Source organism: Pseudoalteromonas sp. NJ631 (genome assembly GCF_000276645.1).
Lineage (GTDB): Bacteria > Pseudomonadota > Gammaproteobacteria > Enterobacterales > Alteromonadaceae > Pseudoalteromonas > Pseudoalteromonas piscicida.
Genome location: NZ_AKXJ01000010.1, coordinates 1 through 26013 on the forward strand (window position 1 = coordinate 1; position 26013 = coordinate 26013).

Sequence of the window (26013 nt, forward strand, 5' to 3'; positions counted from 1 at the left end):
TTATTTGCTCTGGTGTAGGCGTTGTATCCCGTATGGCCCAATATTTATAGCTGCTACGATGCACATTGAATACGCTACACAACACGCTAATTGGGTAACGCTCTCGTTGATTTAATTTCTCAATTAACGAGAATTGTTCAGGGAGTCGGACATCAAGAGAGCGGTAGCCTTTTTTAATATATCCTTTTCTAATTCAATACGTTGGATTTGCTTTTTAAGTTCGCGGATTTCAATTTGTTCGGGTGTCATTGGTGAAGCTAATGGGGACTGGCCATTCCGTTCTTGCTTTAATTGAGTTACCCATTTACTTACAGTTGATTTACCAACCCCCATAGCTTTGGCTGCATCTTCTTGCGTGTAGCCTTGATCAACTACAAGCTGAGCTGTTTCTAATTTGATTGCAGCAGAATACGTTGCGCGTTTTAATTTCGTCATTTTTTCACCCAAATTTGTATGCAAATAGCATAACATTTCTTTCTTAATGGGTGGCCAAATTAACTATGCCACTACAGGTTTACAAAGGAACAAAGAGACGGATAGACATATCCGATCTGACATACTCTGTTGGCAGTTTAGACTCGACCTGACAGGCAGATATGAGCGAAAAAGTGACAATCATGAAGTAGAAATTTGGACTGCCGACCAAAATATCTCACATACGATGAGATCTCTCCAAGCCTTATCACAATGATCTGCTAAAATAAACGAATAGACGCGACCAAGTTAAAGGAATGAGTATGAAACTGGTAAATATTGTGGCTTTGTCATGCATTGTTGCACTGAGCGGATGCGAATCAACTCCCCAAGAAAATAACAGTTTACCCACCGGAAGTAAGTATGCCTCAACAAAGTTTTCACCCAAAGCAGTAACAGCTAGGGTAGAATTTTCAGCCCAATGCAAATTCAAAACCGATAAGCAAGGCATTAGCGAATTCCTCGGCTTGTTTGTTCCTGCCGCTATCGAGCAGGCTGTAGATAGTTTAGTCGGTGCAGTACAAAAAGCCGGGGAAGACAAGACCAAGTCTTTATCAGCTTACACCGACAAACACTTTTACCGGGTTAAAACTGGTTTAGACGGCTATGATTCCAACCCAGCCACCTCATGTATGGCATTATTCATTCCCAACAACGATCCCAACGCAACGACTTTTTCCAACCAATATGCTTTATATAGTGCAGAATTTGGTGCCTATAGTCTGACCGCAGAACCTGCATTTTTCATGGAAATGTTTGTGGAAAAATCAGCAGACGGCAAGATGTTTAGATTGCACCCTATATTTTTACTCAAGACCAAACATCTGCACGGTTCAAACAGCGGGAATGTTAAGGATATGGTCATCGCCCTAGATTTTAGAAAACCGAGTGGCACCGGGGATAGTGATACCTTTGCGACGTCGTTAATTGAACTTAGTGATCTGCAACTGGGCACCATTTACGACAGTGATGCATTAAAAGGTACTATGACGCCCTGGATGAAACTACCAGGTGTCGAAACCGAAAGAAGTCAATTGATTGAAGACTTAAAATCCTCCATCTCGGAAGTCAATGCTTTGCAGCGTGAACTGTGTCTCGACGCTTATCACTATAATCTGTATCCGGATGTCCGAAAAAACCATCAGGTTACCGATCCGTATTTGAAGAATCTTGCCACCAATATCAAGTGTCAGGATATCCCCTGGAAGGATGAATCTCATGTCGCGATAGCAACCTATGACACCGCCTATAAAAAGGCTAAATTTTCAACCGAAGAAACCCTTAAACACTCGCTGGTAGTCAATCAGGCTGGCAAAGAAAGCGAAGCGGAGAAAAAACTACTCAAGCTTACTGATACTTCGACACGCAATGCCGAATCTTTTGCAGCCTTAAAGGCAATTGGTCCCAAAATGGATTCTCTTGAAAAGCATGAAAACAAAGTAACTCGTGTCAAAAAGAAAGTAAGCGAAGTCGCTAAATACGGCGGCCATTTTGAGCTTTTTGCTGAAATCGTAGAAGTCAAAGAAGGCAATAAGTTTTTCAAAGCACTTGGCACTATTTTAGGCGCATCAAAAGACCCACTGAAAGATTATCTCAAAGGTAAATATGACCCTGCCACCAAGGCTGCGGCTGCTGCGACCGCAGCGACAGAGAAAGAGACTAATACACAAGCCAAGTTCGATCTGAAGGTAAAATTGTTTGAAGCGGAAAAGCAAGTTGAGCTGGCAACCATTGCAATTGGCAATGCCAAAGATGCCACTGAACTGGCCACGGCAAACGCAAACTTGCGTAAAGCCCAACTTGAAGTTGAGGAGTATCAGCGACGCCTGGCGCTATTGCCTTAGGATAAAGCTGCTTGGATATTAATATTTACAACCTTTATCAAAGCTCTCAATACAGCGATGCGGTATTGAGGCGCAAAAAAGGCTGGCCGAAGGCACAAGCAGCCGAAGTCAACTTTGCTTACGAGAGCCTTGAATACGGTGAGGCATTTTTCGAATCCGAATTGAATGTCGATACAACGGACGTTGATGTCAAATGTTTAGTTAACTATGACATTTTCAGCAATGTTGCCATGTGGGATAAGCCTTACCTGGTGCTTGGCTCAGGTGACACCAGCTTAAATAACATGGCATTTGCTATTGATGTCATTGTGCATGAACTTACCCATATAGTGCTTGAGAAAGACAGTATGCTCAGACAAGGTCTGGAGCATCAGGGTATTAATGAACACATTTGTGATGTTATTGGGCTGACTTGCCGGTATTACGCCTATCAGACACCGCCAGAAGATTTTACTTGGTTGATAGGTGACCTGATTGCCAAGGATAATCAACGAAGAGCAATACGGGATCTTGCCAATCCCGGTAGTGCCCACCCAAATGATCGGCAGACATCAGATCTTGCGAGCCTCATGAGGCGGCCCAACTGGCAACTCGATACTTCGTCGTATGATCTTCTTGGGCCGCTTAACTACCTTTTCTTTGTTGTCGCCAGTAGTGGTATCCGCCCCTTGGAAGACTACGGAAAAATTTGGTGGGAAAGTGTCAAAAACGTTCCGGCTCACAATGCCTTGTTTCATTTCCTGAGTAACCTAAAAAGTACACTCGAAGAGGAAAGAGCGCAATTTTTCAGTGCCTGTGAACAAATAGGATTGGCACATATTCCTATTCTTGAACAACTACTTAGAGCGTAAATTGAGACAATGCTATGACTTCGATAACTATTAACTGGGACCTCATTTTCAGTTGTTTAATGATAGTGATCATTCTATCTATGTTGGTGGAGAGAGTGCTCGCATTACTATTTGAGTCCCCGCTTTTTATCGGCATGGTGGAAGATAAGCCAGACAACCTGCTTACCATCAAACCACTCATTGCCTCAGTGCTGTCAATCGTCACCACTTACTATTGTGATATCGACCTGTTACAGGCCATCCGAAATGCCCCTAGTACTCATCCATTTGGTTTTGTTATGACCGGGCTATTGATTGCTGGAGGTAGTAAAGGCTCAACAAAACTGTTTCGCGACTTAATGGGATTACAAAGCAATACGTTCAGAGACTATCAGCAACGCAAGCGAGACAAAAGAATGGCCTCTGATATACCGCAGGCCGTTCTGCAAGCATCCCGTCAGTCTAAAAGTTGTGTGAAATAGTACACCGAAGGGTAGTGTTCAACTATTTGTGTAAATGGCTTTCTTTACTCGTTGAAAGGAAATGTTGAATGCTAATATGAGACAAATTCATCGTTCAGCTCCTTGGCGGTTTACCCGAAAACCCCAGTACAACTGTGTATAGTGCACCAAATTGGCCATTCATTGTGTTACGTGAACTGGAAAAAACAATGTGTAATTTGCAACTATGATTCTATGGCTTGCTCACACAGAATAATAGTTGCTATACGGGGATGTATAACAACGTAAGGACAAACTCTATTGTTTTAAAAGCCGCTAACGGGCAAACTTTATTGTCTGTTCACAGCCCAAATCACGCTCAAAAGCGGCTATAGATTGGAATAAATTCCGGCTTATCAAAAGAAAGGTTTTACCAATCAAAAAGGACACTAAGTATGGCACTTAGTGTCCTTTTGGTTGTTGGTCAGTTATCACATCATACTTACTTTGCCTACCAACTGCGCTTCAGGGTAGGTTTCAATGGTTTCGGCTTCGCCACGGTGATCGCTGGCTAGCTTTTCATAAAGTAGCGGTAAGACAACCAAAGTGAAGAAAGTACCGATGAGCATGCCTGCGACTAAGATAATACCTATGCTGTTGCGCGCTTCTGCGCCTGCGCCGGTTACCAAGACCAACGGGAAGTGACCAAGCACGGTTGCACCTGTAGTCATTAGGATGGGTCTCAGTCGTGTGGCCGCAGCCCCTTTTACCGCCTCAAATTTCGATTTACCTTCAAGCTGTAAATGGTTCGCAAATTCAACAATCAAGATGCCATTTTTGGCTATTAAACCGATGAGCGTAATTAGACCGATTTGACTGTAAATGTTGACTGTCGTGAGTGATAAAAACGGTAGCATCAATGCACCTGCGAGTGCCAGCGGTGCGCAGCCGAGTAGTACCACGAGCGGATCTCTAAAGCTGTTGAACTGGATCGTCAGTAAGAAAAACACCACTATCATGGCAAACAAAAGTACGCCAACCATGGTATTGCCTTCTTTCCTTAGCTGTCTTGATTCGCCAGCGTAGTCAATTGAGTAGTGACTAGGTAAAACGTCTGCTGCAATTTCCTCTACCTGTGTGAGCGCTTGCTCTTTGGTAATGTGTGGTAGCGTGCCTGCCAATATTCTAAACGAGTTTTGCTGGTTGAACGAGCCAAGCACTCTCGGGCTTGTAAAGGTGCGTAAGGTAGCAAACGCTGAAATTGGAATAAGATCGCCAGCATCGGTTCTTACTTGCATATTAAGAATGTTCTCAGGATTGTACCTTTCGCCATCGCCCACAATGGGAATGACGCGGTAGGCTTTACCTTCTTTGTTGAAGTAGTTGGCAAAATTATTCGACATATAAATACTAAGTTGCTCGTTTACCGACGACAAACTGAGACCTAAGTCTGCAACCAGCTCTCGGTCGATTTCGAGCTCGGCTTGCGGCAGGTCGATTTTTAGGTCGGTATTGACGAACATAAAGCTGCCACTGGCGGTTGCCCGTTGAATAATCTCATCGGCGTACTGCTTCATCGCGGTTGGGTCGTCACTGGCACGGAATACTACTTCAACGTCAAACTGTCCTGCGGTAGGAAGCGATGCTGGTAGAATAGGGAATAAACTTAGCCCAGTCACGCTGCCTAACCGGCCGTATAGATCGTATAGCAAGTCGTGTACTGAGTTTTCTCGCTCATCAAATGGTGCAAGCTCTACACCACCAAAACCCGCTGCCGCCGTAATAATCTGCCAAGTAAACTCAGCGCCTTCAGTGGCGTTCATGACCTCGGCTGTGCCATTCATTTTCGCTGACGTATAAGCTTGAGAAGACTCAGGTGGTGCTTCCACTACGACTTGAATACTGCTTTGATCTTCGATGGGGGCTAACTCTTTTTGTGATAACAGGTAAAACGGCACCGACAATAAAGAGAACACGATAGCGACAAAAAAGACCTGTGGTCGCCACTTAAACAAGGTATCGAGCGCACGAAAATAGAACGCTTGTAATCGATCAAAATAGCCATTGACCTTTTGCGTTAATTTACCTTCTTTACCGCCTTCAGGGTTAACGTAAGCACTCATAATGGGCGATAAGGTAATAGCAACCAGTCCAGAGATTAATACCGCAATGGCTAAAGTGAACGCGAACTCTCGGAATAAGAACCCCGTTAAACCTGTTAAAAATCCGATTGGCGCGTAGACTGCTGCAAGGGTCAGCGTCATGGCAATTATTGGGACGAGTAATTGACGTGAACTGATAAGCGCGGCTTGTAATCTGGGTTTGCCTTCGCGCATATGACGCGCAACGTTTTCAACCACCACGATTGCATCGTCCACTACTAAACCAACAGAAAGCACGATAGCCAAAATAGTCAGTAGGTTGAGTGAGAAGCCCATTGCTGAGATCACCGCGATTGCGCCTAAAATCGAGATAGGAATAGTAACCAGCGGCACCATGGCGGTTCTAAACGAGCCCATCATCGCGAGTACAACAATCCCCACGAGTAGGACGGTTTCCCCAAGTGTGGTGAAGATTTCTTTTATGGAATCACGCATATAAAGCGTGCCATCGTAGCCAATTCTTAAATGCATGCCGTCGGGTAAGATGGTATTAATCTCATCAATCTTTTTATACAGGGCATCACCAATATCGATTTCATTGGCACCCGGTAATGCCCACACCGCTAAGAATACCGTATCGTGGTCATCAAGGCGTGCGGTTACCATGCCTTCGGCTTCACCGAGTTCTACCGTGGCGATGTTACCAAGCTTGAGTTGCGTGCCATCGATTTCTTTTACCACTAGGTTGTTAAAATCAGCTACCGTTTTTAACGAGGTATTGGCCATCAGGTCGATGCGTTGTCTGTTATTTTCACTGTAACCTAAGGTGGCAATGGTGTTGTTTGCTTGTAGCGCGGTAAATACATCGCTAGCACTTACGCCATAGATAGCGAGTTTTTCGGTATCAAGCCAAATTCGCATTGCTGGATCGCGGCCACCTTCCAGTGTCACTTTTTGGACACCGGGAATATCAGACATAGAAGGGACAACATTACGGATCAAATAATCGCTCACGTTATTACGTGGCAGACCTTGAGATTCTACATCGAGATAGAATACCGCATATGGGCTGTCGGCACGTACGATTTGAATGGCTGGATCTTCTGCTCCGCTGGGTAACTCAAACTTAATTTGGTTTAATCGGGTAGTCAGCTCAGCCAAGGCGTCGGTGGTACTGTGATTAAGCTCAAGCCAAGCGGTGACTTTGCTAAGTCCCGAGGTAGTTATTGAGTCTACATAGTCGACACCCGGAACAGTAGAAGCGACTCGCTCGATAGGCTCGGTAACATAGCCTTTTACAACGTCCGCCGCAGCACCCGTATAGACAGTGCTGATCACCAGTGAGGCACTTTCTATTTTTGGATATTGCTGCACCGATATATCTCGGGCGGCATTAAAACCTGCTAGTACAATAAGCAATGACACCACGATCGCCAGTACCGGCCGGTTAACAAAAATATCCATGATAGACGGCTTATTTTCGTGTAATGCGCTCATTACTGGCCTCCGTTATTGCCATCAACAGCGGCAACCTGATCGGTATAAACCAGTAAGTTTTCTTGTAGCTTAAATGCGCCTTCAGCAGCAATAAATTCACCACCGCTAAGGCCTGATAGTACAAGTTGCTGATCGTTGACCTTATCGCCTAATGTGATTTTTACCGGTTTTGCCCGCCAATTTTGGCTGTCGTCCTTTTCAAGTACATAAACAAATTCACCAAAGTGATTACGAGTAATCGCATTGGTTGGCACTACTGCGGCGCTCACGACCTCGGTTGGTACATTGACTAACACCATTTGGTTGTGGCTGAGTGTGCCATCGCTGTTTTGTAGCTCAGCACGATAACTTTGTTGACGCGATGCGACATCGACCATTGGCATTTTGGCTGATACGCGAGCAGGCTTTTGGCCGCTGGTATTAGAAATTGCTACGTTAACGTCTTCGCCTAAGTTAGGTTGTGGTAAGGTTTGTGGAATTTTGAAATCCACCCAAATGCTCTCATCTAACCCAACTAGGAAAGTGATTTCGCTATTGGCATCAAGTAATTGACCAACCTGATATTGCTCTAACCCCGTTTGACCCGGGTAAGGGGCACGAATGGTTTTTTTCTCGATTAATGTGGTTAGTCGTTTTACGTCTGCCTGATTAATTGCCACCTCGGCTTCGGCTTTGTCCACCTCATCTGGGCTGATCCGCTTTTGTTCTAGTAATTTGGCAACCCGTTGATAGGTTGATTTAGCAAGCTTTACTCGAGCTTTAGCCGCTAATAGATTTGCCTCATCAATGCTGCTATCTAAGCGCAACAATATTTGGTTCGCTTCCACTTGTTCACCGGGTTTAAAACCGACGTAAGTGATAAGACCTGGATACTCGTTACTAATAGTGACGGTGCGCTTGGCATGGAGCTGACCTACAACCTTAACCGATTTAATATGCTCAGTGGTTGATACATACGTGCTTTTTACCGAAGCCGAGGGCTCCGGGAAAGATTCCCCAAAGGCGATCGCCGCTTGGATTTGTGTAAACTTCACAAAACCAAGGCTGGTAATAACGATGAGAATGATGACAACGGCCATAAGCCAACGTTTGATATTCATTGTGATTTCCTTAAGTTAACGAAGCTCGAGCGCTTGCAATTCTTTCTCTATGCGTACCAGAGAATCTTGAGTGATAGGTTGTTGCCATGGATAACTGTTAAGTAATCGCACCGTGCTGCGAATAACAGGGTCATTAAGCTCAAGTGGTGTGAGCAATGAAGCCGTGCCCTCAACAATTTGTTTAGTTTGTTGTACGCGCAATACTTGCTCATATCCTACGGTAAGCGCCCATCCGGTGATGATAATTTCTTCTATCATGTCGTGTAGATCTGGTGTAGCTTGCAACTCACCTGCTTCAATGCCATCAATCAGCGCTTGTTTAAACACGTTTTCACAACCGTCACAGGATTTGATAATTTTATTGGTCCAAAACTCAGAAGCCCTTTTGATCACCGCCTCATTGGTAGAGTAGGACTGTAATTCATAATCAAAAGAGAAGCGTTTTAGCTTGTGTGGCGAGATAAGACACACCGCGAGCATGCGTTCTGGCGTGCTAAGTGGTAACGACAATACTTGCTTAAAAACACTGGATGTATGGGTAAAAGACTCATAGGCTAGCGCCATTACTAGGTCTTCTTTGGTCTGCACAAACTTATAGATTGAGCCCATAGACAATCCTGCAAGCAAAGAGACTTTTGCCATCGTAAAGTCAGTGACTGAAGACTCATTAATGCATTGTTCCGCAGCGTTTAAAATCATGCGTTGCTGGGTTTCTTTATCATATTTAGGTGCCGGTGCCATCGTTTCTCCTTAGAGCTTGAACCTCATTCGAATGTCATTCGAATAAGGTTCAATTATAGAGAGCAATTTTAAAAGTGCAATAAGTAAACAGAGTTTTGTTTTTAAAATAGGAATTTTGTGTGTAGATAGGTTCTGAAGGAAGACTCAGCACGGCGCGTCATTGTTATAGCGACGTGCTAATGGTTTAGTGTTTTAAAATCCAGCTTTTAACGGGCTTTAACCACTCGTCTCTCGGGAGATAGAAAGCGCCGTGTTCTTTTCCAGTTGAAATAGAAAGCTCTGTAAAGCTTTTGAGGTTTGTTGAGCGGGCTTTCACAAAATCGCAAGAACCTACTTGATCTGAGGTTTCGTAAACAGACAACACCTTGCCGTAGAGCTGAATTTCGGTTTTACTTTTGATAAGCCCAGCGCAGCCAGCTAGTACCACGTAGTGAATAGCATCATTTTTTAATGTATCACTTGCCATTATCGTTAATGCACCACCACGAGAAAACCCCACGAGCGTAATGTTGCTGGCGCTGACGCCCGCATCCAGTAAATTGCGGACCTTACTAACCAAGGTTTTTGTATACGTTTCTGGTGCGACGCCTTTAGGTCGGTGCTCAGCAATTAGCGTATAGGCATCGTCGCTTAATGCTTGTTTGATGGCTGGAAAGTCATATTTACCCCAGCGCTTATGAATAGGTGTTTCATTATCACCTTCAACGATATAGCCATGAGAGTAAAAAACGTATTTGGCGGATGGATTAATCTGCTCTGGTACATCTGGGTAAACTGCTGTTGCTGAGGCGATTGATGCCACGCAAGCAGCTAAGGTGGAGCATACAGCACGTAGTAAAGGATTCATTTTTGAGTCTTTTTAGTTGATGTAGCGAGATGGTAGCCAAGCTTTGATAAAAGAAGCAAGCGTAGCGCGATGGGTTATTTTGTATGAGAGAGTTATGAGAACGAGTTTATTTTGTGGGAGCTGGCTCATTCTGTGGGAGCGAGTTCACCTCGCGATTTTTTAATTGCTCGCCGCGTAAAGCGGCTCCGACGTTTCAGCTTATGCTGTCGAGATAAATCTCGACCTACAAAACGCGCTAGTGGGAGCGAGTTTACCTCGCAATTTTTTAATTGCTCGCCGCGTAAAGCGGCTCCGACGTTTCAGCTTATGCTGTCGAGATAAATCTCGACCTACAAAACGCGCTAGTGGGAGCGAGTTTATCTCGCGACATTTGATGTTTAAGGCTTACGCCATGGCTAGTTCGCTCTTATCACCCATCCAGCGCCAGATAATCGGGTCAACAATATCGCTGTGGTTTTTAAGCACGGTAAAAGCGAGGCTTCTCACTTGCGGTAATAAATGTTTATCACGGCTAAGATCGGCAATTTTTAGCTCCGCCAAACCTGTTTGTTTTGTACCAAGTACTTCACCCGGGCCGCGGATCTCAAGGTCGCGCTCAGCGATGACAAATCCGTCGTTACTTTCTCTAAGCACTCCCAAACGCTTTTGCGCAGTGACCGACAGTGGCGCATGATAAAGCAGTAAACAATGTGATGCGATTTGTCCGCGACCAACACGGCCGCGCAATTGGTGAAGTTGTGCAAGACCCAAACGCTCAGGGTTTTCAATGATGATAAGGCTAGCATTGGGTACATCCACGCCCACTTCAATCACGGTAGTGGCAACCAGCACATGGGTATGACCTTGTTTAAACTCGTCCATGATGGCCTGTTTTTCTTGGGCTTTCATACGGCCATGCACCAGCGCGATATTAAGCTCTGGCAAGGCTTCAGCAAGTGCTTTGGCGGTGTCTTCTGCGGCCTGACATTGTAGCGCCTCCGACTCATCTATCAGCGTACATACCCAGTAAACTTGACGTTTATCTTCAACACAGGCCTTTTGTACTTTTTTGATCACTTCATTGCGTCTAGTGTCTGGCACGGCGACGGTCGCGATTGGTGTTCTGCCCGGTGGTAGCTCGTCGATAATTGAGGTTTCAAGATCTGCATAGGCCGTCATTGCCAAGGTTCTCGGGATTGGGGTTGCAGTCATCACCAGCTGATGCGGATAGCAATCGCCAAACTTTCCCTTTTCTCTCAGCGCTAGGCGCTGATGCACACCAAAACGATGTTGTTCGTCGATAATGATAAGCGCAAGGTTAGAAAACTGTACTTGCTCTTGGAATAGCGCATGGGTGCCGACCACCATCTGTGCTTGCCCTGAAGCAATACGCTCAAGCGCATGAGTGCGTTCCTTACCTTTGGTTTTACCACCCAGCCATACGGTTTCTATGCCCATAGGTTCAAACCAATTAAGGAAGTTGATGCCGTGTTGCTCGGATAGGATCTCAGTGGGTGCCATCAGTGCTACTTGATAACCCTGCGCGATAGCCGTTAACGCGCTAAGCGCTGCCACAAGCGTTTTTCCTGAGCCAACATCCCCTTGCACCAATCGCATCATGGGGTAGGGATGTTGTAAATCGCCTTTGATCTCTGCCACTACTCGACTTTGGGCATTGGTGGGGGCAAATGGCAAAGCCGACAAAAACTGAGCTTCAAGTGGATTGGTGGGCGGTAGTGCAACCGCTTTTACCGCTTGGCCTTTTTGCCTAAGCTTAAGCAAGCTGAGGTTTTGCGCCAATAACTCTTCAAACGCCAAACGTGCTTGCGCGGGATGTTGCCCGAGCTCTAATTGCGCTAAATCCACTTCCTGTGGTGGACGGTGGAGTAATAACAGCGCCTCTTTTACGCTTTGCTGCGATGGCCGATATTGCGCTGGTAAATAGTCTGGTACATCATATTTGCGCAGTAACTCAACGGCTTGATCGGCAATTGCCCGAATGCTCAGTTGCTTTAATCCTTCGGTGGTAGGATACACTGGGGTAAGCGTCGCAAGACTCGGATCGCTCGGTGCAGAGCGCGTCTCTTTGATGCTGTATTCTGGATGCGCCATTTCAAAGCCATAGTGACCACGGCGAACCTCACCAAAACAGCGGATCACTTTGCCCGCTTGCATGGCATTTTTTTGTGCCGCATTAAAGTTGAAAAAGCGCAGCGCGATCCGCCCCGTTCCATCATTAACATAACACACCAACATGCGGCGTTTGCCTTGCGTGATTTCGCTGCGTTCAATCTCGGCTTCAATGCTGACATGGCTATGCGCTTGCAGCTCGCAGATAGGATAGGTACGCGCACGGTCTTCGTAGCGTAGCGGAAGGTGAAATAACATGTCTTGCACCGATTGAATGCCAAGTTTGGCCAAACGCTCGGCCGCTTTTGGGCCTACGCCTTTTAATTCGGTGATTGGATAAGTGGCCAAATTTGGTGTCGACATGCTAATCCTCTAGCGCGATCCGCGTTATTTATTTCTTCTGTGTAAACTTAAGAATGTCCCAAAAAGCGTCGTCTGCAACGATTTCACCGTGCTCATCAAGTGCCGGGTAAGGTAGCCCTTTTTCGCGACAGCGGGTTGCAATGATTGGGTGACATCCTTCAAATAGTAACTTATGTTTTACCACAGGATCCATCATATCTGTACGTTTGTACAGTCCTGCTGCATCTCTTTGGCGCTGCGCTTCGTATAAAATAAGCGCTGCAGCAACAGACACATTGAGTGATTGCACCATACCTTGCATTGGGATCACGATGTGTTGATCAGCATGCTCAAGTGCGCGCTCTGAGATCCCTAAACGCTCTTGACCCACTATAATAGCGGTAGGTTTGGTGTAATCAATTTCACGAAAATCAACGGCGCTATCGCTCAGGTTGGTTGCTAATAATTGTACACCTGGGTTTTGTTCACGGATTGTCGCAACAGCTTGGTCGATATGCTCATGCATATGGGTTTCAACCCAATTTTTGCTGCCGCCAGAGGTATTGTTTGTTAACCGTCTTTGATCTTGTGGCCATACTGCGTGTACGTGGTGACAGCCAACCGCGTCTGCGGTACGCACAATCGCTGACAGGTTATGGTGCTTATGTACTTCATCTAGGCACACTGTGAGGTCGGTTTGGCGTCTATCTAATACGCTTTTTACACGATGGAATCTATTCTCGGCCATCTACTTACTACTCTAATCAAAAAATTCCCGCGATTATAACAAAAAAGAAGCTAGGGCATAACGGTGCGCTGAATTGGGTTTTGCAGCGAGATTAGTGTTTCGGTTGACTGGATCGACTCAATGGTTTGCACTTTATTGATTAGCACATCTTGAAGGTGGTCGATGGAGCGTGCCATCACCTTGATAAAAATGCTGTAATTGCCCGTGGTGTAGTAGGCCTCAACAACTTCTTCAAATTCTTTTAAACGTGCAATGGCTCCCGGGTAGTCGCCAGCATGTTTTAAGTTTATTCCGATAAAACAGCAGACATCATAACCAAGTCGTTTGGCATTAATGCTCACTTGAGTCCCTTCAATGATCCCCGCTTGCTTCATTTTTTCGACCCGAACATGGATGGTACCGGCGCTAACAGCAAATCTTTTTGCTAATTCCGCATAGGGTGTCCGTGCATTTTCTTTTAAAGCGTGAAGGATGGATCTATCCAGATTGTCGATCTCATAATTTTCCATGTAAATATCCATTAACAATTGTCGTTTATATAAAATTTATAGCATATTTTTGATGAAAATAATTGTGTAAAGGTGTTTTTGTTGCGGCTTATTGATATTTGTGTCGCTTTCTTTAAATATAGACTCAACAAAACGACAAATTCGGGAATGAGGACCTAACCATGTTGAGCAAGTATCAAGAGACACAAAAACAGATAGCACGAGTAAAACAAGTATTTTCAGCACAGCTAACCGAGCAATTGGGTTTAGTTGAAGTACAAGCGCCTATTTTGGCGCGTTTGGGCGACGGTATTCAAGACAATCTAAGTGGCCACGAGCAGGCGGTACAGGTAAAAGTGAAAACGCTACCGGATGCGCAGTTTGAGGTAGTGCATTCACTTGCTAAGTGGAAGCGTAAAACACTAGGCGATTATGGTTTTGCTAAAGGCGAAGGCCTCTATACGCATATGAAAGCACTACGCCCTGACGAAGATAAGCTATCGCCAATCCATTCTGTCTATGTGGATCAGTGGGACTGGGAAAAGGTGATTTGCGAAAACAGTGAGCGTTCGCTGGCAAAATTAAAAGAAACGGTAGAAACTCTTTATCGCTCAATTAAAGCAACTGAAAAAGTGGTTGAGGATGAGTTTGGTATTGCTGCATTCCTTCCTGAGAAAATTACGTTTGTGCACAGTGAAGAATTACGCACTATGTATCCAGATTTCACAGCCAAGCAACGTGAAAAAGCGATTGCTCAAGAATATGGCGCGGTATTTTTAATTGGTATTGGTGGTGAGCTTGGTGACGGTAAGATTCATGACGTTCGCGCGCCGGATTATGACGATTGGTCAACGCCAACGTGCGACAAATACCAAGGGCTTAATGGTGATATTTTGGTCTGGAACCCTGTGCTAGAAGACGCATTTGAAATCTCGTCAATGGGCATTCGTGTTTGTCCTGATTCGCTTGCAAGACAGCTTAAATTAACCGATGACGAAGCACGCTTGAGCTTAGATTGGCACCAACAGTTAGTTGCGGGTGAATTACCACAAACCATTGGGGGTGGTATTGGCCAATCGCGTTTAGTGATGTTGTTGTTGCAAAAGCAGCACATTGGCCAAGTGCAAGTGGGTGTATGGCCTGAAGAAGTACGTAGCAGCGTAGCTGATTTGCTTTAAACAGATCGCGAGGTGAACTCGCTCCTACTGAGTGAATACTTTGGTAGGAGGCGCTTTACGCGGCGAGCTGTTAAGAGATCGCGAGGTGAACTCGCTCCTACGGGGTGAATGCATTGGTAGGAGATGCTTTAAGCGGCGAGTGGTTAAAAGATCGCGAGGTGAACTCGCTCCTACAGGGTGAATGCCTTGGTAGGAGATGCTTTACGCGGCGAGCAGTTAAAAGATTGCGCGGTGAACTCGCTCCTACTGGGCGAATACCTTGGTAGGAGCTGCTGCTTTTCGCGGCAAAATAACATTCTGTTTTAGAGGAATAAATTTAGCACAGTGATAGGTTTCTGGGTTACTCACAACGCTGAATTTATTCCTCGATTTTTCCTTATTCTCATCCCTAGTGTATTCTTATACGTTACTCGGTATAATGCCCGCTTTTAGCTCTGCGGCAGACTTGAGTAAACCAATACCACTCGGCCGGTACTAATTGTTGAGAATGACTATGACATCACCTACACGCGGTAATCTGTTTATCCTTTCTGCGCCTTCTGGTGCGGGTAAATCAAGTTTAATCAAAGCGTTATTGGAAAAGCACGACGATATTAAAGTGTCGGTGTCTCACACTACGCGCGCTCCTCGTCCAGGCGAAGAAAACGGCGTACATTACCATTTTGTCTCGGTTGATGAATTTAAGCAGCTGATCGATAAAGGCGATTTCTTTGAGTGGGCGCAAGTATTCGAAAATTACTACGGCACTTCAAAACAAGCGATAGAAGATCAGCTTGCCGTTGGTATTGATGTGTTTTTAGATATCGACTGGCAGGGGGCGCGTCAGGTGCGTGAGTTGATGCCAGAAGTAAAGACCATCTTTATTTTACCTCCTTCAACTGCGGAGCTAGAAAAGCGCTTAAATGGTCGTGGCCAAGATTCTCAAGAAGTAATCGCAGGTCGCATGGCTGAAGCGAAATCAGAAAGCTCACACTACAACGAGTTTGACTATATTCTTGTCAATGATGACTTTGAGCAAACACGCGGTGAACTTGAACATATTGTGATTGCCGCAAGACTTGAGCAACAAGCACAGTCTATCCGTCATCAAGCACTTATCGCCGACTTGCTAAAATAATTACTTTTTAACCATCAATACTTGGCGAAAGGCTAGACATACAGTAAACTAGCCTTTTGCATAATGAACTGAATTTGGAGTGCTTCGATGGCTCGCGTAACTGTAGAAGATGCAGTAGATAAAATTGGTAACCGCTTTGACTTGATTTTAGTAGCAGCGCGTCGCGCTCGCCAAATTTCTGTAGGCGGTAAAGATCCTATGGTTGATGCTGAAAACGACAAGCCAACCGTAATCGCGCTACGTGAAATTGAGCAAGGTTTTGTAACCACTGACTCGCTTGATATTATCGACCGTGAAGAGCAGCAACACCAAGAAGCTGCAGAGCTTGCTGCAGTAGCTGCAATCGTTGGTGGCAATCGCTAATCCAACCACTGTCTAGATTCAATAATGCCAGCTTTTTTGCTGGCATTATTGTTTTATAGCAATTGAAATTAAGCAAATTGGTATAAATCGCCAGCACATTAAACAACGCGTAACGCCTTTAATTTCCTAACAAGTAGCATAAATTGTTCATTGGCATTGCTGGTGTTTCATCGTATATTCTTAAGTAACTAGCTTGTAACCCGTTTTATACTCGCCGAGTATAGCTTCTCTGAAACATTGGAGTGTGAATGTATCTGTTTGAAGGCCTCAAAAAGAAAATCTCAGAATATTTGTCACCAGAAGACGTCGATTTGGTGCAAAAAGCCTATGTCGTGGCCCGTGAGGCACACGAGGGACAGACGCGCTCTAGCGGTGAGCCCTATATTACTCACCCAGTAGAAGTAACCCAGATCCTTGCGAGCATGAGGCTTGATCATGAAACACTCATGGCTGCGCTTATGCACGATGTTATTGAAGACACTGACTTTAGCCAAGACGACTTAGCAGAGATCTTTGGTGATACGGTCGCTGAGTTGGTGGAAGGGGTGTCAAAGCTCGATAAACTGAGCTTCAAAGATAAAAAAGAGTTCCAAGCCGAAAACTATCGTAAGATGATCATGGCGATGACGCAGGATATTCGTGTCATCCTTATTAAGCTTGCAGACAGAACGCACAATATGCGAACGCTAGGCGCTTTGCGTCCTGATAAGCGCCGTCGAATTGCCCGCGAAACATTAGAGATTTATGCACCAATTGCAAACCGCCTTGGTATTCATGATATTAAAAATGAGTTAGAAGATCTCGGGTTTCAGGCGTTATATCCAATGCGCTATCGTGCGTTACGTTCAGAAGTCGCCAAAGCACGTGGTAATCGTAAAGAAGTGATCAGCAATATTCAGTCTGAAATTGAATCTAGACTGGAAGAAGCGGGTATTCAAGGCTCAGTAAAAGGCCGTGAAAAGCACTTATACAGTATTTACCGCAAGATGCTGAATAAAGAGTTGATGTTTAACGAAGTGATGGACATTTACGCCTTTAGGATCAATGTCGACAACTTGGATACTTGCTACCGTGTGCTAGGCGTTGCGCATAATTTATATAAGCCAATTGAAACTCGTTTTAAAGACTATATTGCCGTACCGAAAACCAACGGCTACCAGTCGCTTCATACGTCGCTGGTAGGCCCGCACGGTATTCCGGTAGAAATCCAAATTCGTACTCATGATATGGATCATATGGCGGATAAAGGGGTAGCAGCGCACTGGATGTATAAAAAGTCAGGTGATAATGCCGGCCATACCGCGCAGCAGCGTGCGCGTCAGTGGATGCAAAGCTTGCTTGAGCTACAGCAAAGTGCAGGCTCGTCTTTTGAATTTGTGGAAAACGTTAAAACCGAATTATTCCCAGAAGAAATTTACGTCTTTACGCCAGATGGCCGCATTGTTGAGTTACCAATGGGGGCGACGGCGGTTGACTTTGCCTATGCCGTGCATACCGATGTGGGTAATACCTGTGTAGGTGCTCGTGTAAACCGTAAGCCTTATCCATTGAGTAAAGCGTTGGATACTGGTCAAACTGTCGAGGTTATTACTAGCTCAGGTGCACACCCTAACGCTACTTGGCTGAACTTTGTGGTAACGGGTAAAGCACGCCTTGGGATCCGCAATTACCTCAAGAGCCAACAAGAAGAAGAGGCGATCCAACTAGGCCGTCGTTTGCTCGACTCGGCATTGGGTGAGTATAAGCTAGATGATATTGCTCAAGAGCAAATCGACAACGTACTTGAAGAGCATAACCTCAATACCTTGTTGGAGCTGCTGGTTGAGATTGGCTGTGGCAATATCATGAGCGTATTGATAGCGAAGCGTTTACTGCAAGATGATAATGCGGTAGAAGATATTGCTAAACGTGCCAAAGCCGCGATAATCGGAACAGAAGGCATGTTGGTAACCTATGCTAAATGTTGTCGTCCGGTGCCGGGTGACGCTATCACAGCATATATGAGCCAAGGCAAAGGCCTAATGGTTCACCGCCAAGAATGTAAAAATATTAAGGGTTGGCGCAACGAGCGTTCGAAGTACTTCGTCGTGAAGTGGGAAGACAACCCAGAGAAAGAATATATAGCGGCGCTGCGTGTGGAAATTATTAACCACCAAGGTGCGTTGGCTAAATTAACCAATGTGGTTGCGACGACTCAAGCTAATATTGTCGAAATCGCAACGGACGAAAAAGAAAGTAATTTATACGTGATTGATCTAGGTATTACCGTGAAAAACCGAATTCATGTCGCTGATATTATGCGCCGAATTCGAGTGATGCCAGATGTACAACGCGTGTATCGTAAAAAATAAAGGAACATTAATGAACAAAGCTATTATTTCAACAGATAAAGCGCCAGCAGCAATTGGCACTTACAACCAAGCGGTAAAAGTTGGTACTGCGGTCTATTTATCTGGTCAAATTCCATTGGTACCAGAGACGATGGAATTTATTTCTGAAGATTTTGCAGAGCAAACGCACCAAGTGTTCAAAAACCTTATCGCAGTATGTGAAGAGGCTGGTGGCGAGTTACAAGATATGGTTAAGGTTAATATCTTCCTAACTGATCTGAGCAACTTTGCAACGGTCAACGAGATCATGGCTCAGTATTTTAGAAAGCCATACCCAGCTCGTGCTGCAATTGGTGTAAAAGAACTACCAAAAGGCGCACAGGTTGAGATTGACGGTATTATGGAGTTGCCTTCAACTAACTAACCACAGGTTAACTAGTTGTTAGATATATCTCTTCGCTCCAGTGTCAATCGCTGGAGCGGCTTTTCAAAAAGCCAACACAGTCCATTCATTTTCCCCTCGCTTTACATTACAGGAAGTCCTATGACCGCAGCCAGCGCACTTACTAGCCGTGCATTGAAATTAAAAGCAAGTACTGCAGATCTTCATGACAGTATAGATAGCAGCATTATGGCAAAAGACCCGTTCGCCAGCATTGAGCGTTATCTCCAGTTTTTGACTCTTCAGTACCTGTTTCTTAAAGATGTCGCTGCATTATATGATCACCGTGAACTCTCTATGCATATTGACGATCTCAAATCGCGCCGACGGCTTGGGTTGTTGGAGCAGGACTTTGCTGACTTACAGCACACATTACCTGTGCCGTCTTTGTCGCCGTTTATCACAACTTCAACCGAGTTTGCGACTGCTTTGGGAGCGCTTTATGTCGTTGAAGGCTCTAAGGTTGGGGCCGCGATGCTTGGGCGTCAAGTGCAGGCGCGTTTGCCTGTCACAGGTGAGTATGGTGCGCGTTACTTAGCAGGCCCAGGTTCCGGGCGCGGCAGTGCGTGGCGTCACTTAATTCAATTTATCGATACGGTTGAGTTAACCTGTGCACAAGAAGATGCATTGATCACCTGCGCTCGTCAGGCCTTTATTCGTTTTCAGCAGTATCAAGCAGAGGTCTATACTTAATACAATTGGTATAAGTTGAACGGAGAATAACAGGGTTGTTGTCGCGACATAGTGTCGCGACAGGTTAGTGACTAGCACATATTGGTTGGGCAATCACAATGTAATGTATTTGGCTCAGGAACACACGCTAACGCCTTAGATGGGCAGGCCATCGTTGGGCCATCGGTGTCACAGTTTAAGTCGCGACTACAATAGTAGGAACAACCACCACCAATTTCACGGGTCTTGTTGTTATCCAAAATTAGCTTACTACCTGCTAATGACTTCAGTTGCTTTTTGTTCAGTTTTAAATCCATCGTTTATTCCTTCAATTGATTTAGGGTAAAAGCAGCACAGATCACTATGACCTATGCTGTGGCTCGGATTTTTTAAGCGTTGAGTCTTCTCCACTTTCTTTAATTGGCGCAGGACGAAAACGTTCAACATAAACTGTTGCTAGGAGTACTGTAACAACTGCTGCAAGCAAAATTGCTTTAGCGTACGGATAACTTTGATATACCCAATTCCAACTCCAAAATGGCTTAGCAGTTTCCTCTGCAATACCAAATATATAGTCCATATTGCGAATTAAGTTTTCAATGAATGCGCTAATATCTACGATCATGAAAAGGAAATAAATACCGACCAACAGAATATCTGCATGAGTCATATAAATGAACTCTCGCTTCTCAGGCAAGAATCTGTTTATAAAGATCATGGATAGTCTAGTTCTATTTTTAAAGTAGTAAAATAGCATTAGATCAGTCAAAAAGTGCAGTAAAAATATCAAAGAGTTTACAAAATAAGCCGGTCTTTCTGGGAAAAACCTTTCGGTGATTAATGAATATGAGAAGAACTCAAAAGAAATAACTAACACCAAGCCCATGGAGATATGCTTGATATTCTCTTGTGCTTTGAAAAAGAATGAAAATATTAAGGTAGTAACAATGATATAAACATATGCATATTCTTCAAAGCTAATTTGAATATGTGAAATAAGAAACCATGTTACTACTGCTAACAAGGCGAAGTGCCAAGTTTTAATCATTTAACTTTCCTTGATCCTGAAGGTAGAAAATTAATATCAGAGGAAGACACTGATGAGCCCCTAGGATCATCCTTGATGACACCTAGACTGCCGCCACAAACTCGTTTATTTTCAGCCTTTGATAGTGCTCTTACTTTCATTGTCTTTGTCATACCTTTCTGATTTACATATATCATCTTCTATTCCTTATAGGTTTTTGCAGTGGTTAAAGTCATTAATACTGTACTCTGAAACTCACCTATTGAGAATATTTTGTAAAGCTGAAGTAGCTTATGTGCCTAGTTTTGGATCTACTACTGTTCCGCCATGAAAAGCCATAGAGGAAGTTCGAGGGTCATGTTTAACTACTCCTAGGCTGCCACCTTTAATGGACTTTGCACTGTATATTGGTAACTTTTTGATTTTTATTACCTTCTGAAGTCTTTTTTGCATTAAAAATTTCATTATTTTTATCCTTTTGCAGCTCAAATCAACTGAAAACATGACTACTTACTCTTCCATTTTCTTTGCATCAGGAGAGGTCGGGCTTTTGCGTCTTAATTGTGTATCACTAATTAAGCTCCGTAGCGCTTGAAACTGTTTAATAATGGGAGAAAGGTCAATATCACAGTATTTACACCAAACTTGAAAGTGATCCCAAGGTATACGGCTTACACCATTTTCATAGTTTTCGTATGTTTGGCGAGTAATACCAACAAGGTCGGCCATTTGCTGCGTGGTTTTTTGGGCTGCAAGGCGCATTCTTCTAAGGTCGTCACCGTTATATTTAAAATTGGGATTGCCCACCAATTTAATCCTTTCTTGTATGGGAGAGTATGTTCACTCTATCTAAGTTATTTTTATGTGTAATCTTTGTTAACTTGTAATTGTAATCAATAAAAATGTTTCTGCAAGAGGAAATTAAATTAGTCAATTATGGATATATCGCTTGAGAATATACGTATACTTTTCACTTTATTTTCATCATTTTAATAGAAAAATTGGTTCGACAAGATTTTTTAGCGAGGCTTTTGTTACTGTAGTGTGAAATGCAAGCAAGGGTAACAATTTACTGAGGGTGATATGGATTATCTACGTCAATATAACGACTTAAATATTCTCTATGAAGCACATAAAAAATCGAGTCGCGGAGAGGTTGAGATAGCTGAGACGACTGCTAAGTGGTTTTCTCTTGTAGAGAGTACCTTATTTGAGCTCCAGGAGCTGGCGTATATGGAAAAGGCGTATATGCAAAAGTCGCGAACCATGAATAATCTCATCGAACTGGTGTATGCCAGTGTTCCTACCACTGAGTAGGGCAAATAGCAGAAATAAAATTGTATGTTTTGCAGTGGTAAGAGTGCCAATCAAGCTCGATTAAGTATTGGCACTCTTTTTTATTGATTTACATGGCTTTTAGAGCTCAAATGGCGCGACGCCTTTGGCTTCCATCATATAACCTGTTTGCGCGATGTCGCCCTTCCAAGTAGAAACCTTAATCGTGCCACTGACTGTGATTGCATCATACAGGCTCTCAATCGGAACACCACCTTTGATTTTGACATGAACGATTTGGTTCGGCGGCGGCGGCGGCACGTGAATACAAGCGCCAAAGTAGGGAACCAACAAAAATTCGGTGATCACTTCACTGTCACCTTCAAGTGGTACAACAAAGCCGGGTAAGCTGACTAGTTGACCATCTAACTCTTTGACGACTGGGGCATCTAAATCAGGTTGCACCCAATTTTGTTCGGCGCCATCATGGCTTGCTGCGTCTTGATTGCTGATCTGGACATGCCCTTTTGGAATTAAATCTTCCCAGAATATCTCTTTAGGTGGTGCCGCATTTGCGATACCACTGAATACCATCGCAGTGATGAATGCAATGAAGTAAAAAACGTGAGTTCGTGCGGTTAACTGCATCTTGATCCTCTTAGGTTTTAATTTGCATGCCATCGGCAAGCGAGTAAAAATAAGCACGGGCGGCAGGAATGGCGCCGATCAAAGTACCTGCACCTATAATAACGCTTAGTAGCGTGAGTTCATAGGTTGAGAGCGCTGAGATACTGAGGACTACGCCAAATTGACTTTGTAGGCCGGATTGAGCAGCAATGAGCAAGGCATAAAAAAGCGCTACACCGAAAGCACATCCTAACACGGTGATAAAAATCGCTTCGCTAATGAGAAGCGTAAAAATATGCCAAGGCCGCGCACCAACGGAGCGCAGGATAGCGAGTTCTCGGCGTCTTTGATTCAATGTGGCGAGCAATGAGGTTAACATGCCAAGCAAGCTTATCAACACCACAGCAAGGGTAATGAGAAGCAAGATTTTTTCGACAATATCTAGCATTTCCCACAATTCCCTCAATGTCACCCCCGGCATTATTGCCAGTAAAGGCTCACCTTTATATTGATTAATATTTCTGCGCACTTGTAAGGTATAAAGTGGCGAGTCAAAACCAAGTAAAAATGCAGTAATTTGTGTTGTTGAACCGATTAAATCACCGGGCTTAGAGTCGAGGTTGTGAAGTAGATCGCTATTGTTTTTATTGTCATGCTCATGCTCATGCTCATGCTCATGGCGCGTTGCATCCTGTTTTCGTGCAACCATTCGAGACGGCTTGCTGTGGCCTGAGCTATGCATGCTCTCGATGGCACTTAACGGCACATGTAGTGTTTTATCTACGGGCGTTCCTGTGGCTGCCAAAATGCCAGAAATAACCAGCGGATTGTCATCATGATGATGGAAACTGGTATTGCCCATGCCATGAGAAATGACGATTTTTTGCCCTAGCTGATAACCCAGCTTTTTTGCGACCATAGCCCCAAGCACCACTTCTTGGCCATTGTGAAATGGTCGACCAGCGGCAAAGGTGAGATGCTGTTTTTTAGCGTATTGATAATGACTGAAGTAACTTGCATCTGTGCCCAGCACAGCAAAGCCTTTGTGGCTATCGCCTAAACTAATGGGAATGCTCCAAGCAACGCCGCGTTGTGCCTTGATGTACTCGTAACTTTGCCATTGTACGGCATTATTGGCGTGACCAATTCTAAATACGCTTGAAAGCAAAAGCTGAATATCACCAGTACGTGCGCCGACAATCAAGTCAGTACCAGAAATCGTGTTCGCGAAGCTGGATTTTGCGTCTTGGCGTACACGCTCAACCGACAGCAGTAACATGACACTAATTGCAATGGTCACTAGAGTTAGGGCAACGCTGGCTTTTCGGTTTAGCGTACTTTTCCACGCAAGTTTGATTAGCATAGCGGCGCTCCTTGTTGTAAATCAGGCAAGCTTACTTGCCTATCAAATAACGGCGCTAAGCTTTTATCGTGACTGACAAAGAGAATAGATGCACTGTAAACCGCGGCTTGGCTAAATAGTAATTTAATAAAACCATCACGGCTGTCGGCGTCGAGGGCTGAGGTTGGCTCATCGGCAATAATGATTTCGGGCCTGCCAATAAATGCGCGAGCGGCGGCTACGCGCTGCTGTTGGCCAATACTTAACTCCGCGACACTGCGCTGCTGAGTGTGCTCGTCTATACCAAGATCAGAGAGCAGAATCTTGGCTTCCTGCTCAAGAGATTTATTCTGTGAGGAAATGTTTTGCCTGCGCTTTTTGGAAAATTCGCAGCCAAGGGTAACGTTTTCAATGGGCGACAAATAGGGCAACAAATTAAAGTTCTGAAAAATAGTACCTATATGGTCGGCTCTAAACTTATCTCGTTGGCCACGGCTCAGTGCGCTCGCGTTTGTACCTGCTATTTCAACTACTCCCTGCTGGCAATCTAAGGTGCCGGCAATAAGCCCTAGCAAAGTCGATTTACCGCTGCCGCTTGGACCATGTAAAAACACGTGTTCACCTCGGGCGATATGTAGCTTAGGTATGGTTAGCACCGGGGTGCTCGACTTAGGCCATGTAAACTGTAATTGAGATATCGTAAGCATAACGCCTCAACGCTGGCAAATAATGTTGTGATGGTATAACAAGAATGACTAAAGCAAAACTAAGTTAAGCTCAACAACAAGCGTGTAAGTTAAATTGTGATTTTTGTTCAGCTCGACTATTATAGCGACCCTAACCCCCTCATTATTTTGTGCCCTTTAGCAAGGCGCATCCTGTCATTGGAGTAACAATGAGTAGCTACAAAGTTTTAGACGTTAATGACGATCTTCCAATTCGCACTAAAGGTGCGGTTCACAGTGGTAAAGTACGTTCAGTTTATTGGTTAACCGACGCCGACAGTGCACGTTTAATTGAAGAAAAAGGCTATCAAGTCCCGGTTGGTACAGAGCTGGCAATTATGGTCATTTCAGACCGTATTTCAGCGTTTGATTGTATTTGGCAAGGTGAAAATGGTCTTAACGGTGTACCTGGTAAGGGTATTGCGCTTAACAGCGTTGCTTCACATTGGTTTTCACTTTTTGATAAAGCTGGCCTTGCAGGTAATCACATTGTTGATATTCCACATCCTTATGTTTGGATTGTGCGTAAAGCCAGTACGGTAAGAGTTGAAGCGATTGCGCGTCAATATATTACCGGCAGTATGTGGCGCGATTACGCAAAGGGCGTAAGGGAGTTTTGTGGCTTGCAATTACCAGAAGGTTTAGAGGCCAATCAAAAACTAGATAATGTCTTAATCACACCATCAACCAAAGGGATCATCAAAGGTTTAGCAGACGTACCAGAAGTGGATGACGTAAATATCTCTCGTAAAAACATCGAAGATAACCTTGCGGCGTTCAACTTTAAATCTGCGGCAGATGTGGATAAGTACGAGCAGTTGCTAACCGAGGGCTTTGCCCTGATCAGTAAAGAGCTTGAGAAGCTTGATCAGATCTTTGTTGATACTAAATTTGAGTTTGGTTACGTTGAAGATAAAGACGGCCAAGAGCGCCTAATTTACATTGATGAAGTGGGTACGCCTGACTCGTCACGTATTTGGGATGGCCCTGCTTATCGCGATGGTAAGATCGTTGAAAACTCAAAAGAAGGTTTCCGCCAGCTATTGATAAACAATGTACCAGATAGCGATGTGCTGCTTAATAAAGATCGCATGCCTGAGCGAGAAGCGCTTGCTCGCGATTATCTTTTGCCAGAAGCTGTGATGATGTCGGTAAGCGAAACTTACGTTGGGATCGCAAGTAAAATCGTTGGTCGTGAACTAACGATCCCTGCTGATCCTCGCCAAGAAGTTATTGATATTCTTGATAAGCAGTACGGTTTAATAGATTAATTATTTTTCAATTGCCCTGATAGACAAGTTTATTAGGGCAATTTCCTCAATTCACTTGCTTTTCATTGCAAGGTCTCTTTTA

The 26013-nt window shown here is 44.4% G+C and carries 25 protein-coding genes and 1 pseudogene; 11 read left to right on the forward strand and 15 right to left on the reverse strand.

Annotated features, from left to right (window positions below):
- Window positions 1-435: pseudogene (locus A587_RS0115885) on the reverse strand (transposase); the annotation flags it as partial.
- Between the two features lie 302 nt (window positions 436-737).
- On the opposite strand from A587_RS0115885, the gene A587_RS0115890 reads away from it, so the two are divergent.
- From A587_RS0115890 to A587_RS0115900, 3 genes are read left to right on the forward strand one after another with little or no spacing between them, the layout of a single operon-like run.
- Entirely contained in the window at window positions 738-2318 is a 1581-nt protein-coding gene (locus tag A587_RS0115890; protein WP_017218391.1) for a hypothetical protein, read from the forward strand.
- A gap of 11 nt (window positions 2319-2329) precedes the next feature.
- A complete protein-coding gene (locus A587_RS0115895; protein WP_017218392.1) occupies window positions 2330-3169 on the forward strand; it encodes a M4 family metallopeptidase in 840 nt (279 codons plus the stop codon).
- 14 nt (window positions 3170-3183) lie between these two features.
- Complete coding sequence (locus tag A587_RS0115900) at window positions 3184-3630, forward strand: hypothetical protein (RefSeq protein WP_232288079.1); 447 nt, start codon at window positions 3184-3186, stop codon at window positions 3628-3630.
- Window positions 3631-4079: 449 nt separating this feature from the next.
- On the opposite strand, the gene A587_RS0115905 is transcribed toward A587_RS0115900, so the two are convergent.
- From A587_RS0115905 to asnC, 7 genes are all read right to left on the reverse strand, one after another.
- Window positions 4080-7187, reverse strand: a complete 3108-nt coding sequence (locus A587_RS0115905) for an efflux RND transporter permease subunit (protein WP_017218394.1) — start codon at window positions 7185-7187, stop codon at window positions 4080-4082.
- Window positions 7187-8287 carry an efflux RND transporter periplasmic adaptor subunit gene (locus A587_RS0115910; RefSeq protein ID WP_017218395.1) on the reverse strand — a complete coding sequence of 367 codons (1101 nt, stop codon included), beginning with the start codon at window positions 8285-8287 and terminating at the stop codon, window positions 7187-7189. The genes A587_RS0115905 and A587_RS0115910 overlap by 1 nt, the downstream gene beginning before the upstream one ends.
- Window positions 8288-8302: 15 nt before the next feature.
- Window positions 8303-9028, reverse strand: a complete 726-nt coding sequence (locus tag A587_RS0115915; RefSeq protein ID WP_017218396.1) for a TetR/AcrR family transcriptional regulator — start codon at window positions 9026-9028, stop codon at window positions 8303-8305.
- Between the two features lie 184 nt (window positions 9029-9212).
- Window positions 9213-9875: an esterase gene (locus tag A587_RS0115920; RefSeq protein WP_017218397.1), complete on the reverse strand. Its 663-nt coding sequence runs from the start codon at window positions 9873-9875 to the stop codon at window positions 9213-9215.
- Between the two features lie 384 nt (window positions 9876-10259).
- Window positions 10260-12347: an ATP-dependent DNA helicase RecG gene (gene recG / locus A587_RS0115925; RefSeq protein ID WP_017218398.1), complete on the reverse strand. Its 2088-nt coding sequence runs from the start codon at window positions 12345-12347 to the stop codon at window positions 10260-10262.
- Between the two features lie 28 nt (window positions 12348-12375).
- A complete protein-coding gene (trmH, locus tag A587_RS0115930; protein WP_017218399.1) occupies window positions 12376-13074 on the reverse strand; it encodes a tRNA (guanosine(18)-2'-O)-methyltransferase TrmH in 699 nt (232 codons plus the stop codon).
- Window positions 13075-13124: 50 nt separating this feature from the next.
- Complete coding sequence (asnC, locus tag A587_RS0115935; protein WP_010374296.1) at window positions 13125-13583, reverse strand: transcriptional regulator AsnC; 459 nt, start codon at window positions 13581-13583, stop codon at window positions 13125-13127.
- 161 nt (window positions 13584-13744) lie between these two features.
- On the opposite strand from asnC, the gene asnA reads away from it, so the two are divergent.
- From asnA to A587_RS0115965, 6 genes are all read left to right on the forward strand, one after another.
- Window positions 13745-14740 (forward strand): aspartate--ammonia ligase, encoded by a 996-nt coding sequence (gene asnA / locus A587_RS0115940; RefSeq protein ID WP_010374293.1) that lies wholly within the window; start codon window positions 13745-13747, stop codon window positions 14738-14740.
- A gap of 493 nt (window positions 14741-15233) precedes the next feature.
- On the forward strand, window positions 15234-15857 hold the full coding sequence (gene gmk / locus A587_RS0115945) for a guanylate kinase (protein ID WP_017218400.1): 624 nt from the start codon (window positions 15234-15236) through the stop codon (window positions 15855-15857).
- A gap of 87 nt (window positions 15858-15944) precedes the next feature.
- Window positions 15945-16220, forward strand: a complete 276-nt coding sequence (gene rpoZ, locus A587_RS0115950) for a DNA-directed RNA polymerase subunit omega (protein ID WP_010374289.1) — start codon at window positions 15945-15947, stop codon at window positions 16218-16220.
- A gap of 248 nt (window positions 16221-16468) precedes the next feature.
- Window positions 16469-18571 (forward strand): bifunctional GTP diphosphokinase/guanosine-3',5'-bis pyrophosphate 3'-pyrophosphohydrolase, encoded by a 2103-nt coding sequence (gene spoT / locus A587_RS0115955; protein ID WP_010605866.1) that lies wholly within the window; start codon window positions 16469-16471, stop codon window positions 18569-18571.
- 10 nt (window positions 18572-18581) lie between these two features.
- Entirely contained in the window at window positions 18582-18974 is a 393-nt protein-coding gene (locus A587_RS0115960) for a RidA family protein (RefSeq protein WP_010374286.1), read from the forward strand.
- 120 nt (window positions 18975-19094) lie between these two features.
- A complete protein-coding gene (locus tag A587_RS0115965) occupies window positions 19095-19685 on the forward strand; it encodes a biliverdin-producing heme oxygenase (protein ID WP_017218401.1) in 591 nt (196 codons plus the stop codon).
- A 71-nt stretch (window positions 19686-19756) separates the two neighbouring features.
- Here the strand turns inward: A587_RS0115965 and A587_RS0115970 are convergent, their stop codons facing one another.
- The 4 genes from A587_RS0115970 to A587_RS0115990 form a co-directional block, all read right to left on the reverse strand.
- Complete coding sequence (locus A587_RS0115970; RefSeq protein WP_017218402.1) at window positions 19757-19981, reverse strand: hypothetical protein; 225 nt, start codon at window positions 19979-19981, stop codon at window positions 19757-19759.
- 44 nt (window positions 19982-20025) lie between these two features.
- The gene (locus A587_RS0115975; protein ID WP_017218403.1) at window positions 20026-20712 is read right to left on the reverse strand and encodes a hypothetical protein; all 687 of its coding nucleotides are present in this window, start codon (window positions 20710-20712) and stop codon (window positions 20026-20028) included.
- 270 nt (window positions 20713-20982) lie between these two features.
- Window positions 20983-21156 (reverse strand): hypothetical protein, encoded by a 174-nt coding sequence (locus A587_RS25200; RefSeq protein WP_017218405.1) that lies wholly within the window; start codon window positions 21154-21156, stop codon window positions 20983-20985.
- Between the two features lie 45 nt (window positions 21157-21201).
- Entirely contained in the window at window positions 21202-21498 is a 297-nt protein-coding gene (locus tag A587_RS0115990; protein WP_017218406.1) for a helix-turn-helix domain-containing protein, read from the reverse strand.
- Between the two features lie 276 nt (window positions 21499-21774).
- On the opposite strand from A587_RS0115990, the gene A587_RS0115995 reads away from it, so the two are divergent.
- Window positions 21775-22008 carry a hypothetical protein gene (locus A587_RS0115995; RefSeq protein WP_017218407.1) on the forward strand — a complete coding sequence of 78 codons (234 nt, stop codon included), beginning with the start codon at window positions 21775-21777 and terminating at the stop codon, window positions 22006-22008.
- A 99-nt stretch (window positions 22009-22107) separates the two neighbouring features.
- On the opposite strand, the gene A587_RS0116000 is transcribed toward A587_RS0115995, so the two are convergent.
- From A587_RS0116000 to A587_RS0116010, 3 genes are all read right to left on the reverse strand, one after another.
- On the reverse strand, window positions 22108-22560 hold the full coding sequence (locus tag A587_RS0116000; protein WP_370599249.1) for a DUF3299 domain-containing protein: 453 nt from the start codon (window positions 22558-22560) through the stop codon (window positions 22108-22110).
- A 64-nt stretch (window positions 22561-22624) separates the two neighbouring features.
- A complete protein-coding gene (locus tag A587_RS0116005; protein ID WP_017218408.1) occupies window positions 22625-23956 on the reverse strand; it encodes an ABC transporter permease in 1332 nt (443 codons plus the stop codon).
- The gene (locus A587_RS0116010) at window positions 23950-24642 is read right to left on the reverse strand and encodes an ABC transporter ATP-binding protein (RefSeq protein WP_017218409.1); all 693 of its coding nucleotides are present in this window, start codon (window positions 24640-24642) and stop codon (window positions 23950-23952) included. The genes A587_RS0116005 and A587_RS0116010 overlap by 7 nt, the downstream gene beginning before the upstream one ends.
- A 188-nt stretch (window positions 24643-24830) precedes the next feature.
- On the opposite strand from A587_RS0116010, the gene A587_RS0116015 reads away from it, so the two are divergent.
- The gene (locus A587_RS0116015; RefSeq protein WP_017218410.1) at window positions 24831-25931 is read left to right on the forward strand and encodes a phosphoribosylaminoimidazolesuccinocarboxamide synthase; all 1101 of its coding nucleotides are present in this window, start codon (window positions 24831-24833) and stop codon (window positions 25929-25931) included.
- Window positions 25932-26013: the final 82 nt, after the last annotated feature.

What these genes read in the sequence shown, in the direction of transcription:
- A587_RS25200 (WP_017218405.1), bottom strand. Translation starts at nt 21,156, where the DNA reads ATGAAATTTTTAATGCAAAAAAGACTTCAGAAGGTAATAAAAATCAAA.
- A587_RS0115960 (WP_010374286.1), top strand. Translation starts at nt 18,582, where the DNA reads ATGAACAAAGCTATTATTTCAACAGATAAAGCGCCAGCAGCAATTGGC.
- trmH (WP_017218399.1), bottom strand. Translation starts at nt 13,074, where the DNA reads ATGGCCGAGAATAGATTCCATCGTGTAAAAAGCGTATTAGATAGACGC.
- A587_RS0115915 (WP_017218396.1), bottom strand. Translation starts at nt 9,028, where the DNA reads ATGGCACCGGCACCTAAATATGATAAAGAAACCCAGCAACGCATGATT.
- A587_RS0115900 (WP_232288079.1), top strand. Translation starts at nt 3,184, where the DNA reads ATGACTTCGATAACTATTAACTGGGACCTCATTTTCAGTTGTTTAATG.
- A587_RS0115970 (WP_017218402.1), bottom strand. Translation starts at nt 19,981, where the DNA reads ATGGATTTAAAACTGAACAAAAAGCAACTGAAGTCATTAGCAGGTAGT.
- spoT (WP_010605866.1), top strand. Translation starts at nt 16,469, where the DNA reads ATGTATCTGTTTGAAGGCCTCAAAAAGAAAATCTCAGAATATTTGTCA.
- A587_RS0116010 (WP_017218409.1), bottom strand. Translation starts at nt 24,642, where the DNA reads ATGCTTACGATATCTCAATTACAGTTTACATGGCCTAAGTCGAGCACC.
- A587_RS0115965 (WP_017218401.1), top strand. Translation starts at nt 19,095, where the DNA reads ATGACCGCAGCCAGCGCACTTACTAGCCGTGCATTGAAATTAAAAGCA.
- A587_RS0115920 (WP_017218397.1), bottom strand. Translation starts at nt 9,875, where the DNA reads ATGAATCCTTTACTACGTGCTGTATGCTCCACCTTAGCTGCTTGCGTG.
- A587_RS0115910 (WP_017218395.1), bottom strand. Translation starts at nt 8,287, where the DNA reads ATGAATATCAAACGTTGGCTTATGGCCGTTGTCATCATTCTCATCGTT.
- recG (WP_017218398.1), bottom strand. Translation starts at nt 12,347, where the DNA reads ATGTCGACACCAAATTTGGCCACTTATCCAATCACCGAATTAAAAGGC.
- rpoZ (WP_010374289.1), top strand. Translation starts at nt 15,945, where the DNA reads ATGGCTCGCGTAACTGTAGAAGATGCAGTAGATAAAATTGGTAACCGC.
- A587_RS0116015 (WP_017218410.1), top strand. Translation starts at nt 24,831, where the DNA reads ATGAGTAGCTACAAAGTTTTAGACGTTAATGACGATCTTCCAATTCGC.
- A587_RS0116000 (WP_370599249.1), bottom strand. Translation starts at nt 22,560, where the DNA reads ATGGTATTCAGTGGTATCGCAAATGCGGCACCACCTAAAGAGATATTC.
- asnA (WP_010374293.1), top strand. Translation starts at nt 13,745, where the DNA reads ATGTTGAGCAAGTATCAAGAGACACAAAAACAGATAGCACGAGTAAAA.
- A587_RS0115890 (WP_017218391.1), top strand. Translation starts at nt 738, where the DNA reads ATGAAACTGGTAAATATTGTGGCTTTGTCATGCATTGTTGCACTGAGC.
- A587_RS0115905 (WP_017218394.1), bottom strand. Translation starts at nt 7,187, where the DNA reads ATGAGCGCATTACACGAAAATAAGCCGTCTATCATGGATATTTTTGTT.
- A587_RS0116005 (WP_017218408.1), bottom strand. Translation starts at nt 23,956, where the DNA reads ATGCTAATCAAACTTGCGTGGAAAAGTACGCTAAACCGAAAAGCCAGC.
- A587_RS0115975 (WP_017218403.1), bottom strand. Translation starts at nt 20,712, where the DNA reads ATGATTAAAACTTGGCACTTCGCCTTGTTAGCAGTAGTAACATGGTTT.
- gmk (WP_017218400.1), top strand. Translation starts at nt 15,234, where the DNA reads ATGACATCACCTACACGCGGTAATCTGTTTATCCTTTCTGCGCCTTCT.
- asnC (WP_010374296.1), bottom strand. Translation starts at nt 13,583, where the DNA reads ATGGAAAATTATGAGATCGACAATCTGGATAGATCCATCCTTCACGCT.
- A587_RS0115995 (WP_017218407.1), top strand. Translation starts at nt 21,775, where the DNA reads ATGGATTATCTACGTCAATATAACGACTTAAATATTCTCTATGAAGCA.